Genomic DNA, 13,666 nt, shown 5'->3' with positions numbered 1-13,666 from the left:
GTCTGGAGCTGTATTTTTTTACAGTTCGCATGTGACTCCGCAACATGCCGAACTCCACTGCCTCAGCAATTTCAGCTTCCAGCGCGGCGCCTCGCACCCCGAGGAGCTCGTGGCGCAGGCGGCGGCCTTCGGCTACACCGCCATCGCCCTCACCGACGAATGCTCGCTCGCGGGCGTGGTACGCGCCCACCGTGCGCTGCAAGCCCTGCCTGCCGACGCACGGCCGCAGCTGATCATCGGCAGCGAGCTTCAACTTGCCGACGGCCCCTGCATCGTGCTGCTGGCCGCCACGCGCGCCGGCTATGGCCAGCTGTCTCGCCTCATCACCCAGGCCCGGCGCGCAGCAGACAAGGGGCGCTACCACCTCACCCGCAACATGGTCGAGGCTGCCTGCCGCGAGGGGCTGCAGACCGACTGCCTGGCGCTGCTGGTCGCGCCGGCGGCATTTCCGCCCCGCACCGGCGTTGACGCTGCCAGCACGGCGCTGGCGGCCGATGCCGCGTGGCTGGCGCGCTGCTATCCCGGCCGCAGCTGGCTGACGGTGACGGTGCGGCTCGATGGCCGCGACCGCGCCCGCATCACCCTGCTGCGCCGCATCGCTCGCACCACCGGTGTGTCCGCGGTCGCCGCCAGCGCCGCACTCATGCACGACGCCGCGCGCCGTCCACTGGCCGACGTGATGACCGCGCTGCGCCTGCACTGCAGCGTCGCCGAGGCCGGACTCGCACTCGCCCCCAATGCGGAGCTGCGCCTGCACGATCGCGACACCCTCGCCCGCCGCTACCCCCCCGCTCTGCTCGCCGAGACCCTCGCAGTCGCCGCACGCTGCAGCTTCAGCCTCGACGAACTGCGCTACGCGTACCCGGCCGAACTCGTCCCCGCAGGCGAGACTCCGGCGAGCTGGCTGCGTCGGCTGGTGGAAGGCGGGCTGTGCTGGCGCTACCGCGGACAGGCTGGCCACGCCGTCGCCGAACCCGCGGCGGGCGAGCTGCCACCCGCCGCTGCCGATGACCCTGCCCCACCCCAGGTGCGCCGGCAGATCGAGTACGAGCTCGCCCTCATCGTCGAGCTCGGCTACGAGCCCTACTTCCTCACCGTGCATGACATCGTCCGCTTCGCCCGCAGCGTGGGCATCCTGTGCCAGGGCCGCGGCTCGGCGGCGAATTCGGTGGTGTGCTGGGCACTGGGCATCACCGAGGTCGATCCGACATTGGGCATCATGCTGGTCGAGCGCTTCATCTCGCGCGAGCGCAACGAACCACCCGACATCGACGTCGATTTCGAGCACGACCGCCGCGAGGAGGTCATCCAGTACATCTACCGCAAGTACGGCCGCGAACGCGCAGCGCTGGCTGCCACCGTAATCAGCTACCGGGCACGCAGCGCCCTGCGCGACGTCGGCCGTGCCCTCGACCTGGACGAGGCGCAGATCGAGCGCCTGACGCGCGAGCACCACTGGTTCGACGGCCGTCGCATCCTGCCCGAGCGCCTGCAGGAAGCGGGCTTCGACCCCACCAGCCCGGTCACCCGGCGCCTGGTCGCACTCACCGAGGAACTCATCGGCTTTCCGCGCCATCTGTCGCAGCATGTCGGCGGTTTCGTCATCGCCCGCGGCCGGCTCGACGAACTGGTGCCGGTCGAGAATGCCGCCATGCCAGAACGCACCGTGATCCAGTGGGACAAGGACGACCTCGACGCCGTCGGCCTGATGAAGATCGACGTGCTCGCGCTCGGCATGCTGTCCGCACTGCGCCGCGGCCTGGCCCTGGTGTCGGCCTGGCGCGGGCAGGCACTGACGCTGGCGAGCATCCCGCGCGAGCAGCCCGCGGTGTACGCGATGCTGTCGCGCGCCGACTCGATCGGCGTGTTCCAGGTCGAGTCGCGCGCGCAGATGACCATGCTGCCGCGCTTGAGGCCACGCCGCTTCTACGACCTGGTGGTGGAGGTCGCCATCGTGCGCCCCGGCCCGATCCAGGGCGGCATGGTCCATCCCTACCTGCACGCGCGCGAACGCGACGCGCGCGGCGAGGACCCCATGGACGGGCTGCGCCCGGAGATCCGCGGCGTACTGGCGCGCACGCTCGGGGTGCCGATCTTCCAGGAACAGGTGATGCAGCTGGCGGTGGTGGCCGCCGGCTTCACCGGCGGCGAGGCTGACCAGTTGCGCCGAGCGATGGGCGCCTGGCGGCGCAAGGGCGAACTCGAGCGCTACCGCGAACAGCTCCTTGCCGGGCTGGCAAAGAACGGCTACGACGCCGACTTTGCCCAACGCCTGTGTCAGCAGATCGAAGGTTTCGGCAGCTACGGCTTTCCCGAGTCGCACGCTGCCAGCTTCGCGCTGCTGGTGTACGCCTCGGCGTGGATGAAGTGCTTCGAGCCCGCCGCCTTCCTGGCCGCCCTGCTCAACAGCCAGCCGATGGGTTTCTATTCGCCCTCGCAGCTCATCCAGGACGCACGCCGCCACGGCGTCGAGGTGCGCGCGGCCGATGTATGCACCAGCGACTGGGACTGCACGCTCGAAGCCGTCCCACCCGCCAGCGCGGACACACCCGACACCGCTCCAGCCGCTGCGCAGGCCGCCGTGCGCCTTGGTCTGCGCATGATCCACGGCCTGGGCCGGGATGCAGCCGCCCGCATCGTGGCGGCACGCCTCGAACGCCGCTTTGCCGATACGCAGGACCTCGCGCTGCGCACCGGGCTCGACGGCGGCACGCTGCGCAGGCTGGCGGGCGCCGGCGCGCTCGCCAGCCTCGCCGGCCACCGCCGCCAGGCACTGTGGCAGGCGAGTGGCGCGCCGCCGCTACCCGGCCTGCTGGCCGCGGCTCCGGGCGGAGATGCAGCCGCCGAACTCGCCGCCCCGGATGAAGCCGAAGACCTGCTCGCCGACTATGCGCGCCTGGGCTTCACCCTCGGCCGCCACCCCTTGTCCTTCGTTCGCAAGCAGCTCGCCCGGCTGCGCTTTCTCACTGCCGCCGATATCGCAACTGCGCCCGACCGCATGCTGGCCCGCGGCGCGGGCCTGGTCACCTGCCGCCAGCGTCCGGGCACCGCCAAGGGGACGCTGTTCGTCACCCTGGAGGACGAAACCGGGCTCACCAACGTCATCGTACGCCCCGAGTTGTTCGAGTTGCAGCGCCGCATCCTGCTCGGCGCGCAGCTGATGGGCGTGTTCGGCCAGGTCAGCCGCCAGGGACGCGTCGTGCACCTGGTGGCAAGCCGGGTGGTGGACCACTCCGCCCTGCTCGGCACGCTCGCAGCCCGCAGCCGCGACTTTCATTGAGTGCGCCGCAATCAGGACGCCTGCGCCGCCTCGCGCCGCTGGCGCAGCGCCAGCCACACCAGGGCCGCGCCCGTCAGCCCTACCGGGATCAGCGAACCGAGGTTGAGCAGCGCCCAGCCCTGGGTCGTGACCAGGGCGCCCGAGGCGAACGAGGTCAGCGCCATGACTGCGAACACCGCAAAGTTGATCGCCGCCTGTGCCTTGTCCTTCTCTTCCGGCCGGTAGGCCTGCATCGCCAGCGTGGTGCTGCCGGTGAACAGGAAGTTCCAGCCCACGCCGAGCAGGAACAGGCCGATCAGGAACTGGTGCAGGTCCTGCCCCGACAGCGCTACGAAGATGCAGGCGAAGTTGAGCGCAACCCCCACGCCCATGATCTGCAGCACGCCGAAGCGCTTGATGAGGTGCCCGGTGAAGAAACCAGGGGCGAACATGCCGATCACGTGCCACTCCAGCACCAGCGCAGCATCCGAGAACGGCATGCCGCACACGTCCATCGCCAGCGGCGTCGCCGCCATCAGCAGGTTCATCACCCCATAGCCCAGCGCCGCCCCCATCGTAGACACGACGAACACCGGCTGGCGCATGATCTCGGCGAGCGGGCGGCCGCCGTCTGCACCCGCCTTGCGCGCCGGCTCGGGCGGAAACGCGATGCCGCGCATGACCGCCATGGAGACCAGCGCCACCACGGCAAGCGCGAGGTAAGAGCCCAGGAAAGGGGCGCCCATCGACTCGCGGGTGTAGTTGGCCAGGTTGGGGCCGATCACCGCCCCGATCAGGCCGCCCGCCAGCACCAGCGACACCGCCTTCTCGCGGAACGAGGCCGGCGCCAGTTCAGCCGCAGCAAAACGGTAGAGCTGACCGTTCGCGCTGTAGTAGCCCGCCACCAGCGTGCCTGCCACCAGCAGCCAGAAGCTGCCGATCGACAGCGCAAAGGCGCACAGCAGCGCGGTCACGAAGGCCACCGCCAGGCCCAGCTGGAAGGACACCTGCCGCCCCCAGCGCCGCTGGGTACGGGCCACCAGGCCGGTCGACAGCGCGCCGCCAACCACGTAGCCCATGACCGGCAGGGTCGCCATCCAGGCCACCGGCGCCAGCGACAAGCCCACCAGGCCGTTGATGGCGATGAAGACCACGTTGTTGGTCAGGAACAGGCCCTGGGCGATGGCCAGCAGCCAGAGGTTCTTCTTCATGAGCAATTTGTTGTTTTCTGATTGGGGATGGAACTGTATCGCTTAATGCGACGGACGTCGTGCCTCGGCGTGCCAACTCGGCCAGATCTAGACGACCGGTCTAGTAGCACGTATGATCCGCCTCCATGAGTTCGCGCCACACCGATACCCGTCAGCACATCCTCGATACCGGCAACCGCATCATTGCGGCCAAGGGCTTCTCGTGCGTCGGTCTTGCGGAACTGCTGCAGGCCTCGGACGTGCCCAAGGGCTCTTTCTATCACTACTTCAAGTCGAAGGAGGCCTTCGGCCAGGCCTTGCTGCAGGACTACTTCGACAACTACCTGGGCCAACTCGACACCCTGCTCGGCATGCCCGGGCTGGACGGCAAGACGCAGCTCCTGCGCTATTTCGGCCAGTGGCGCAGTACGCAGGGGCAAGAGAACTGCGACGAACAGAAATGTCTCGTGGTCAAGCTCGGCGCCGAGGTGGCGGACCTGTCGGAAGCGATGCGACTCACGCTGCGCGACGGCACCGACCGCATCATCGGCCGCCTCGCTGGCTGCGTGTCGAGCGGCGTCGCCGACGGCTCGCTGCCGGCGCTCGATCCGCTGGCCACGGCTAGCATGCTGTACCAGCTCTGGCTCGGTGCCAGCCTGCTCGCCAAACTGCACCGCGACGAAAGCCCGCTCGAACACGCCTGGGCGGCCACCCAAGACCTGCTCGAGCCCTGATCATTTTCCCCGAACTCTAGACGACCAGTCTAATTCCTACCTCTCAAAGGCCGCACATGAGGCCACACCCAAGGCGGCAACAGGAGCCCACATGCTGAACTTCGACTACTACAACCCTACCCGCATCGTCTTCGGCAAGGACAGCATCGCGCACATCGATGATCTCGTCCCCGCCGACGCCCGCGTGCTGGTGCTGTACGGCGGTGGCAGCGCCGAACGCAACGGCACCCTCGCAGAGGTCGCAGCCGCCCTGGGCGCGCGCACCGTGCAGCGCTTCGGCGGCATCGAACCCAACCCGTCCTACGAAACCCTGATGGCTGCGGTCGAGCAGGTCCGCCGCGACAAGCTGGACTTCCTGCTCGCGGTCGGCGGCGGCTCGGTCATCGACGGCACCAAGTTCGTCGCCGCCGCAGTCAACTACCCGAACGAGCCCTGGGAGATTCTGGAAACGCGCGCCAAGCACCTCACCCAGGCGCTGCCCATGGGCTGCGTGCTGACCCTGCCCGCCACCGGCTCGGAGATGAACTGCTTCTCGGTCGTCACCCGCAAGTCGCTGCAGGCGAAGCTCGGCTTCGGCAGCCCGCTGGTGTTCCCGCGCTTCTCGGTGCTCGACCCGGTCAAGACCTTCACCCTGCCCCCGCGTCAGATCGCCAATGGCGCGGTCGATGCCTTCGTGCATGTGATGGAGCAGTACATGACCTACCCGGTCAACGCCCCTGTGCAGGACCGCTACGCCGAAAGCCTGCTGCAGACGCTGGTCGAAGTCGGCCCGCAGGCACTGGCCACGCCCGAAGACTACGATGTGCGCGCCAACCTGATGTGGGCCGCCACCCAGGCCCTCAACGGCCTGATCGGCGCCGGCGTGCCGCAGGACTGGGCGACCCATATGATCGGCCACGAGATCACCGCGCTGTACGGCCTCGACCACGCTCAGACCCTGGCCGTCGTGCTGCCCAGCCTGCTCCATCTGCGTCGCGAAGCCAAGCGCGCCAAGCTACTGCAGTTTGCAGCGCGCGTGTGGGACATCCACGCCGGCAGCGAGGACGAGCGCATCGACGCCGCCATCGCCCGCACGCGTGCCTTCTTCGAATCGCTCGGCGTCGACACCCGCCTGTCCGCCTACGGCATCGGCGCCGACGCGGTCGACCGCATCGTCGCCCAGCTCGAAGCCCACGGCATGACCGCACTAGGCGAACACCGAGACATCGACCTCGCCGCCAGCCGCCGCATCCTCGAGGCCTGCTTCTAAGCACTGCCCCCAGCCCCATACGACTCACACAAGAACCCCAGGAGAGGATCACGCATGACCGCACTGTTCCAGCCCTTCAGGCTCAAGGACGTCACCCTGCGCAACCGCATCGCCATTCCGCCGATGTGCCAGTACATGGCCACAGATGGCGTCGTCAATGATTGGCATGCGGTGCATTACCCGGCGCTCGCACGCGGCGGCGCCGGTCTCGTCATCGTCGAGGCCACCGCCGTCTCGCCGGAGGGCCGGATAACGCCTGGCTGCCTGGGTCTGTGGAACGACACCCAGGCCGAGGCGCTCGCCCCCATCGCCGCGTCCATCAAGGCGGCCGGCGCCGTAGCCGGCATCCAGATCGGCCACGCCGGCCGCAAGGCCAGCGCCAACCGCCCGTGGGAGGGCGACGACCACATTGCCGAGGGCGACCCGCGCGGCTGGGCGACAATCTCGCCCTCGGCCCTTGCCTTCGGCGCCCACCTGCCGAAAGCGCCCAAGGCGATGACGCTGGACGACATCGCCCGCGTGCGCGCCGACTTTGTCGCTGCCGCCCGCCGCGCACGCGACGCCGGCTTCGAATGGCTGGAACTGCACTTCGCCCACGGCTACCTCGGCCAGAGCTTCTTCTCGGTACATGCCAACCAGCGCGACGACGCCTACGGCGGCAACGCGGTTAACCGCGGCCGCTTCCTGCTCGAGACGCTCGCCGCCGTGCGCGAGGTGTGGCCCGAGCACCTGCCGCTGACCGCGCGCTTCGGCGTCATCGAATACGACGACCGCGACGAGGAAACGCTGGCGGAGTCGATCGAGCTCGCACGCAATTTCAGGCAGGGCGGGCTCGACCTGCTGAGCGTCAGCGTCGGCTTCTCGACCCTGCAGGCCAACATCCCCTGGGGCCCGGCCTTCCTCGCCCCCATCGCCGGCCGTGTTCGCGCCGAGGCCGGTCTGCCCGTCGCCGCGGCATGGGGCATCGACGATCCGCAGATCGCCGATGGTACGGTCTCCAGGGGCCAGCTCGACCTCGTCATGGTCGGCCGTGCCCATCTCGCCAATCCGCACTGGCCGATGCAGGCCGCGCGCGCATTGAAGATCGACCGCCCCACCTGGGTGCTGCCTGCACCGTACGCGCATTGGCTGGAGCGTTACGGCACCCGCTGAGCCACGGGATAGCCCACGGTCGGCGGCGAGGCGCTCAGCCGCCGACCGCCAGCGCCAGGCGGCGTACGGCCTCGGCGACGTTGTCCTCATCCAGGTTGCCGTAGCCCAGCACCAGCCCGTTGCAGCGCACGGGTGGCCTGGCGTAGGCGGACAGCGCCCTCACGCCCAGGCCCAGCACGGCGGCGCGTTGCGCCACCGCCACGTCGGCAACAGCGTCGGGCAGGCGCATCACCAGATGCAGCCCGGCTTCTCCTCCGGACAGCTCAACGTCCTGTCCGAAGACTCGCTGCATGGCCGAGCGCAGCGCCGCCTGCCGGCCGTTGTAGCGCGCACGCATGCGGCGCAGGTGGGTTGTATAGTGGCCGCGCCGGATGAAGTCGGCCAGCGCACGCTGCTCGATGCCCTGCCCCGCGCGCGTGGCCAGCGCTGCGGCATGAACGAAGTCGGCCGCGATGGTTTGCGGCAGCACCAGGTAGCCCAGGCGAAGGCCGGGATACAGCGTCTTGCTGAAGGTGCCGGCGTAGACGACCGGTGCATCGGGCTGCAGGCCGAACAGCGCGGGCGGCGCCGGGCCGGCGCGGCGGAACTCGCTGTCGTAGTCGTCCTCGATGATCCACGCCCCGACTTCACGGGCACGCTCGATCAATGCCAGCCGGCGCGACAACGGCATTACGCGGCCGCTGGGATACTGGTGCGAAGGCGTCACCATGATCAGACGCGGCCGATGGCGGCCCCAGTCGTCCTCTTCCGGGGCCATTCCCTGTGCATCGACGGGAACGTCATGCACCCGCAGCCCGGCCAGCCCGAAGGCTACGCGGGCGGCGAGATAGCCCGGGTTTTCAGCCCATGCCGTGTCGCCATGATCGGCCAGCAAGCGCGCGCAGAGATCGAGCGCAGCCTGCGTGCCGCTGGTGACGACGATCTGCCCGGCTGCCACGGCCAAGCCTCGTACGCTGGTGAGATGGCCCGCCAGTGCCTCTCGCAGCAGCGCATCACCGCCATGTGCGGCATAGCCCAGCTGGCGCCAGCCGGCATCGCGCCACGCACGCTCCAGGCAGGCGCGCCAGCTGCGGAACGGGAAGGCGCCCAAATCCGGCACTCCGGGCGAGAACGGTAACGCCTCGGCATCACGCGCGGGTTCGCGCCGCACCGCCAGCGCGGCCCGTTCGGCAAGCCCTGGCGCGTTCGTGGCCGCCACTGCAGCCGGTCGCGCCGCGCACGGCGCCGGCAGCGGCGCCACGCAGGTGCCCTGACGGTCGGCGACCAGACAGCCCTCGGCAACCAGCTGCTCGTAGGCAAACAGCACCGTGTTGCGCGCAATACCCAGCGTCGCCGCCAGGCTTCGGCTGGCTGGCAGGCGCGTCCCGGCGGGAAGCCGCCCCGCCAGCACAGCCTCGCGCAAACGCAGATAGAGCATGCGCTGGCGCGGGATGGCCTCGGCGCCCGCGCCACCTCCCTCACCGGGCGTGGTCCCAGGCACGGTCTCGGGCGAGAGCATGGCCAGCAGCCAGTCGAACTCCATCGTGGCTCCATTGAGAGTGGTCGTTGTGGCACCACGCAAGGTACCACCGATACCCTAGGATGGCGCCATCGAAACCACTGCGAGCACCTTGCCATGCCCCAATCCGCCTCAGCCGCCGCCCCATCCTCCCGTGCCCGCATCCGCCGCCTGCCCGAGCGCGCGCACTACGATGCGAGCACGGTCGCCGCCATCGTCGACGCGGCCATGATCTGTACCGTCGCCTTCCAGATCGACGGCGTCGTGCATGCGATCCCCACAATCCACTGGCGCGAGGGCGATCATCTCTACATCCACGGCGCCAAGGCCTCGCGCATGCTGAAGGCGCTGACCGCAGGCGAGGCCTGTGTGACGATCGCACTGGCCGACGGGCTGGTACTGGCGCGTTCGGCGATGCATCACTCGATGAACTACCGCTCGGTGGTCATCTATGGCCGTTTCGAACTGGTGACCGACCCCGCACACAAACTCGGCAGCCTGCGCGCCTTCATCGAAGGCTTCTACCCCGGCCGCTGGGACACGCTGCGCCCGATCTCCGACAAGGAACTCAACGCCACCGGCCTGCTGCGGATCGCGCTAGCCGAGGCCTCGGCCAAGGTGCGCGACTGGGGCGTCAAGGACGATGCGGAAGATCTCGACTGGCCGGTGTGGGCAGGCGTGATCCCGCTCCGCACGGCAACTGGCGAGCCGCTGACGGAGGCCGACAGCGTCGGCGAGCGCGTGCCGGCGACCCGCTTCGGCTGAATGCAGGCGCGGCGTCAGGCGCGACGGCGGGGGCCACCAAAGGGACGACGGCCTTGCGGACGGCGCGGGCGGTCGTCGTCATCGCGCTTGGGCTTGGGCATCAGCAGGTTCTTGCCACCCTGCTGTGCGAGCGCGGCATGCGCCGCAAGGGCGGCCTCGAACTGCGCCTCGCTGACGACGACGGCCGCGCTCGAGGCAGGTGCCTTGTAGGCAGACAGCCTCTCACGCACGAGAAAGACACGCTCATCGCTCTCCGCCTTCTTTGGCAGACCGGATGCCATCTCCTGAGCGGCCGGGGCAAGGGCGTAGCCGTCGCCCGCAGCCACCAGCAGGCCATGCGTGGAGAGTTGCTCGAATGCACTCACCCATGCCCTGGGTGCAGTCACGGGGCAGCCCATGAACTCGGCGGCAGCCACGATCTCCGCCAGCGCCGCGGGCCGCCTCTTCGAAGCCATGAAGGTGGCCAGCAGCAGCTGGGCGTCGGTATCGTGAATGGGGTACATGCGGAGCCTTGTTTCCGGTTATCGGGGAGTGAGGGGCGCCATGATGCCTGAGGGCGGACGATCGGACACGACCAAGTCAATGCGCACCGACGTCCTTGCCGCCTGATGCCGCCTCGACTTTGCGTCAAAGCGCCGGCTCAGCCGACCTGGCAGGCGAGCCCCTTCAGGTACTCGCCTTCGGGCACGGCCAGCCCGATCGGATGGTCGGGTGCGGCTGCCAGGCGGTAGATGATGCGCGCATCGACACCGGCGTCGTTGGCCGCGCCCGCGACGATCTTCTGGAACAGTTCCTGGCCGATACCGCCCGAGCAGGAGTAGGTCATCAGGATGCCGCCCGGGTTGAGCAGTCGGAAACCGAACAGGTTGATGTCCTTGTAGGCACGCGCGGCACGCTCGGCGTGTGCGGCTGAAGGCGCGAACTTGGGCGGATCGAGCACGATCAGGTCGAACCTGCGGCCTTCGTCCTTGAGCGCGCGCAGCGCCTTGAACACGTCGGCCTCGTGCCATTCGGCGCGGCTGACATCGAGCTGCGGATTGAGCGCGAGGTTGCGTTGCGCCGACGCCAGCGCCGGCCCCGAGGAGTCGATCGACAGCACCGACTTCGCCCCGCCGGCCAGCGCCTGCAGCGAGAAGCCGCCGGTGTAGCAGAAGCAGTTGAGCACCTCGCGCCCGGCCGCGAGCTGGCCGGTCAGCAGGCGGTTGTCGCGCTGGTCCAGATAGAAGCCGGTCTTGTGGCCGCCTTCCACGTCCACCTCCATGCGCACCCCGTTCTCGACGATGGTCAGCCCGCCCGCCGGCAGTTCGCCATGCACGCAGCCGGTACGCGGTTCGAGGCCTTCCAGGCCGCGCACTTCGGAGTCCGAGCGCTCGTAGATCGCCGCGCAGCCGGTGGCCTGCACCAGCCCGGCGACAATGGCCTCGCGCCATTTGTCCGCGCCCGCGCTGGTGAGCTGCAGCACCACGACATTGCCGTAGCGGTCGGCGATCACCCCGGGCAGGCCGTCGGATTCGCCATGGATCAGGCGCACGCCTTCCTGCCCCTTCAGCGCGGGAATCGCGGAGCGGCGCGCGACCGAAGCCGCTACCGCACGCTTGAAGAAGGCATGGTCGATCGCCGCCTCGGCGTCGAAGCTCCACACCCGCGCGCGGATCTGCGATTCGGGCGACCACGCCGCGCGCGCCAGCGCCTTGCCCTCGGCCGTCACCACCGTCACCGTGTCGCCCGGCCGCGCGCGGCCGTCGAGACGGTCGACCGACCCGGCGAAGATCCAGGGGTGGCGGCGGAACAGCGAGCGTTCCTTGCCGGGCTTGAGGATGAGTTGGGCCATGGGGTTCCGGGTGATATCGCGTAAGTCAGGCCGCGGAGTGTACCGGGTCATGCGGCATTGGCCCATAGCGAGCGCACGCTTGAGGCAGCGCCCTGGATTGTTCCGCTATTTCGATATCCCCCATGCGATGGCTATACTCCCCGGCACTTTCACCGTAGGGGAGACCTGACACATGAAGCTCGAAACCATTGCCGTGCATGGCGGCTACTCGCCCGACCCCACCACCAAGGCCGTCGCGGTGCCGATCTACCAGACCACCTCGTACGCCTTCGACGACACCCAGCACGGCGCGGATCTCTTCGACCTCAAGGTGCAGGGCAACATCTACACCCGCATCATGAACCCGACCACCGCGGTGCTCGAACAGCGCGTCGCCGAACTGGAAGGCGGCATCGGCGCGCTCGCCGTGGCCTCGGGCATGTCGGCGATCACCTACGCCATCCAGACCATCGCCGAAGCCGGCGACAACATCGTTTCGGCGTCGACGCTGTACGGCGGCACCTACAACCTGTTCGCCCACACCCTGCCGCAGTTCGGCATCCAGGTGCGTTTCGCCGACTACCGCGACCCGGAGAGCTTCGCTGCGCTGATCGACGAGCGTACAAAGGCGATCTTTTGCGAATCGGTCGGCAACCCGCTGGGCAACGTCACCGACATCGGCCGCCTGGCCGAGATCGCCCACAAGGCCGGCGTGCCGCTGATCGTCGACAACACCGTGCCTTCGCCCTACCTGTGCCGCCCCTTCGAGCACGGCGCCGACATCGTGGTGCACGCGCTCACCAAATACCTCGGCGGCCACGGCAACTCGATCGGCGGCATCATCGTCGATTCGGGCAAGTTCCCGTGGGCAGAGCACAAGGCGCGCTTCAAGCGCCTGAACGAGCCGGACGTGTCCTACCACGGCGTGGTCTACACCGAAGCGCTCGGCGCAGCGGCCTTCATCGGCCGTGCGCGCGTCGTACCGCTGCGCAACACCGGCGCGGCGATCTCGCCGTTCAACAGCTTCCTGATCCTGCAGGGCATCGAAACGCTGGCACTGCGCCTGGACCGCATCTGCACCAACACCATCAAGGTGGCCGAGTACCTGAAGAAGCACGCCAAGGTCGACTGGGTGAACTATGCAGGCCTGGCCGACCACGCCGACCACGGCCTGGTGCAGAAATACATGGGTGGCCGCGCCTCGGGCATCCTGTCGTTTGGCGTGAAGGGCGGGCTCGAAGCCGGCGGCCGCTTCCAGGACGCCCTCAAGCTCATCACCCGCCTGGTCAACATCGGCGACGCCAAGTCACTCGCCTGCCACCCCGCCTCGACCACCCATCGCCAGCTGTCGCCGGCGGAACTGGCCAAGGCCGGCGTATCGCCCGACATGGTGCGCCTGTCGATCGGCATCGAGCACATCGACGACATCATCGCCGACCTGGAGCAGGCGCTGGCCGCGGTCTGACCCCACCTGCCGTCGCCAGCGCGACGGCCGCAATCGCTTTCGACGCCACCTCCGGGTGGCGTCCTATTTGTTGAGGAGCCCGAATGCTCGCAGTGCTGCAACGCGTCTCCGAAGCGCGCGTGATCGTCGACGGTGAAACAATCGGCGAGATCGGCCCAGGCCTGCTCGCGTTGGTGTGCGCCGAGCGCGCCGACACCCCCGCCGAGGCCGACAAACTGCTCGCCAAGGTGCTGAAGCTGCGCATCTTTTCCGACGCCGCAGGCAAGATGAACCGCTCGGTGCAGGATGTGGAAGGCGGCTTGCTGATCGTCAGCCAGTTCACCCTCGCTGCCGACACCGCGGGCGGCAACCGCCCGAGCTTCACCAACGCCGCCGACCCTCACGCCGGCAAGGCGCTGTACGAACATTTCGTCACCCGGGCGCAGGCGGCGCATCCCGTCGTCCAGACCGGGCGCTTCGCCGCCGACATGAAGGTGGAGCTGGTCAACGACGGGCCGGTGACGATTCCGCTGCGGATTGCGCCGCCCGCCTGATCATCAGCCCC

Annotated in this window: 11 protein-coding genes; 7 read left to right on the top strand and 4 right to left on the bottom strand. The window is 68.9% G+C overall.

Features of this window, described 5'->3' with window-relative positions; all coding sequences use genetic code 11:
* Positions 1 to 31: 31 nt before the first annotated feature.
* A complete protein-coding gene (locus P7F68_RS09235; protein WP_277832562.1) occupies positions 32 to 3,280 on the top strand; it encodes an error-prone DNA polymerase in 3,249 nt (1,082 codons plus the stop codon).
* A gap of 11 nt (positions 3,281 to 3,291) precedes the next feature.
* Here P7F68_RS09235 and P7F68_RS09230 read toward each other — a convergent pair whose 3' ends face one another.
* Positions 3,292 to 4,470 (bottom strand): MFS transporter, encoded by a 1,179-nt coding sequence (locus tag P7F68_RS09230; protein WP_002928342.1) that lies wholly within the window; start codon positions 4,468 to 4,470, stop codon positions 3,292 to 3,294.
* A 125-nt stretch (positions 4,471 to 4,595) separates the two neighbouring features.
* On the opposite strand from P7F68_RS09230, the gene P7F68_RS09225 reads away from it, so the two are divergent.
* From P7F68_RS09225 to P7F68_RS09215, 3 genes are all read left to right on the top strand, one after another.
* Entirely contained in the window at positions 4,596 to 5,183 is a 588-nt protein-coding gene (locus P7F68_RS09225) for a TetR/AcrR family transcriptional regulator (RefSeq protein ID WP_002937225.1), read from the top strand.
* 91 nt (positions 5,184 to 5,274) lie between these two features.
* Entirely contained in the window at positions 5,275 to 6,432 is a 1,158-nt protein-coding gene (locus P7F68_RS09220; RefSeq protein ID WP_277832556.1) for an iron-containing alcohol dehydrogenase, read from the top strand.
* Positions 6,433 to 6,486: 54 nt separating this feature from the next.
* Positions 6,487 to 7,584: an NADH:flavin oxidoreductase/NADH oxidase gene (locus tag P7F68_RS09215; RefSeq protein ID WP_277832554.1), complete on the top strand. Its 1,098-nt coding sequence runs from the start codon at positions 6,487 to 6,489 to the stop codon at positions 7,582 to 7,584.
* Positions 7,585 to 7,618: 34 nt separating this feature from the next.
* Here P7F68_RS09215 and pdxR read toward each other — a convergent pair whose 3' ends face one another.
* Entirely contained in the window at positions 7,619 to 9,106 is a 1,488-nt protein-coding gene (gene pdxR / locus P7F68_RS09210) for a MocR-like pyridoxine biosynthesis transcription factor PdxR (RefSeq protein ID WP_277832552.1), read from the bottom strand.
* A gap of 93 nt (positions 9,107 to 9,199) precedes the next feature.
* On the opposite strand from pdxR, the gene P7F68_RS09205 reads away from it, so the two are divergent.
* Positions 9,200 to 9,847: a pyridoxamine 5'-phosphate oxidase family protein gene (locus P7F68_RS09205; protein WP_002928334.1), complete on the top strand. Its 648-nt coding sequence runs from the start codon at positions 9,200 to 9,202 to the stop codon at positions 9,845 to 9,847.
* Positions 9,848 to 9,861: 14 nt separating this feature from the next.
* On the opposite strand, the gene P7F68_RS09200 is transcribed toward P7F68_RS09205, so the two are convergent.
* Positions 9,862 to 10,350, bottom strand: a complete 489-nt coding sequence (locus P7F68_RS09200) for a hypothetical protein (protein ID WP_277832550.1) — start codon at positions 10,348 to 10,350, stop codon at positions 9,862 to 9,864.
* A 137-nt stretch (positions 10,351 to 10,487) separates the two neighbouring features.
* Positions 10,488 to 11,678 (bottom strand): class I SAM-dependent rRNA methyltransferase, encoded by a 1,191-nt coding sequence (locus tag P7F68_RS09195; RefSeq protein ID WP_277832548.1) that lies wholly within the window; start codon positions 11,676 to 11,678, stop codon positions 10,488 to 10,490.
* A gap of 172 nt (positions 11,679 to 11,850) precedes the next feature.
* On the opposite strand from P7F68_RS09195, the gene P7F68_RS09190 reads away from it, so the two are divergent.
* The gene (locus P7F68_RS09190; protein ID WP_277832546.1) at positions 11,851 to 13,122 is read left to right on the top strand and encodes a bifunctional O-acetylhomoserine aminocarboxypropyltransferase/cysteine synthase; all 1,272 of its coding nucleotides are present in this window, start codon (positions 11,851 to 11,853) and stop codon (positions 13,120 to 13,122) included.
* A gap of 83 nt (positions 13,123 to 13,205) precedes the next feature.
* Complete coding sequence (gene dtd, locus P7F68_RS09185) at positions 13,206 to 13,655, top strand: D-aminoacyl-tRNA deacylase (RefSeq protein ID WP_277832544.1); 450 nt, start codon at positions 13,206 to 13,208, stop codon at positions 13,653 to 13,655.
* The last annotated feature ends 11 nt before the right edge of the window (positions 13,656 to 13,666 follow it).

It is taken from the genome of Thauera mechernichensis (genome assembly GCF_029588855.1).
Lineage (GTDB): Bacteria > Pseudomonadota > Gammaproteobacteria > Burkholderiales > Rhodocyclaceae > Thauera > Thauera mechernichensis.
The sequence above is the reverse complement of the archived record's forward strand: the minus strand, read 5'-3'. Positions and strand labels throughout refer to the sequence as shown.

What these genes read in the sequence shown, in the direction of transcription:
- P7F68_RS09230 (WP_002928342.1), bottom strand. Translation starts at nt 4,470, where the DNA reads ATGAAGAAGAACCTCTGGCTGCTGGCCATCGCCCAGGGCCTGTTCCTG.
- P7F68_RS09225 (WP_002937225.1), top strand. Translation starts at nt 4,596, where the DNA reads ATGAGTTCGCGCCACACCGATACCCGTCAGCACATCCTCGATACCGGC.
- P7F68_RS09220 (WP_277832556.1), top strand. Translation starts at nt 5,275, where the DNA reads ATGCTGAACTTCGACTACTACAACCCTACCCGCATCGTCTTCGGCAAG.
- P7F68_RS09215 (WP_277832554.1), top strand. Translation starts at nt 6,487, where the DNA reads ATGACCGCACTGTTCCAGCCCTTCAGGCTCAAGGACGTCACCCTGCGC.
- pdxR (WP_277832552.1), bottom strand. Translation starts at nt 9,106, where the DNA reads ATGGAGTTCGACTGGCTGCTGGCCATGCTCTCGCCCGAGACCGTGCCT.
- P7F68_RS09205 (WP_002928334.1), top strand. Translation starts at nt 9,200, where the DNA reads ATGCCCCAATCCGCCTCAGCCGCCGCCCCATCCTCCCGTGCCCGCATC.
- P7F68_RS09200 (WP_277832550.1), bottom strand. Translation starts at nt 10,350, where the DNA reads ATGTACCCCATTCACGATACCGACGCCCAGCTGCTGCTGGCCACCTTC.
- P7F68_RS09195 (WP_277832548.1), bottom strand. Translation starts at nt 11,678, where the DNA reads ATGGCCCAACTCATCCTCAAGCCCGGCAAGGAACGCTCGCTGTTCCGC.
- P7F68_RS09190 (WP_277832546.1), top strand. Translation starts at nt 11,851, where the DNA reads ATGAAGCTCGAAACCATTGCCGTGCATGGCGGCTACTCGCCCGACCCC.
- dtd (WP_277832544.1), top strand. Translation starts at nt 13,206, where the DNA reads ATGCTCGCAGTGCTGCAACGCGTCTCCGAAGCGCGCGTGATCGTCGAC.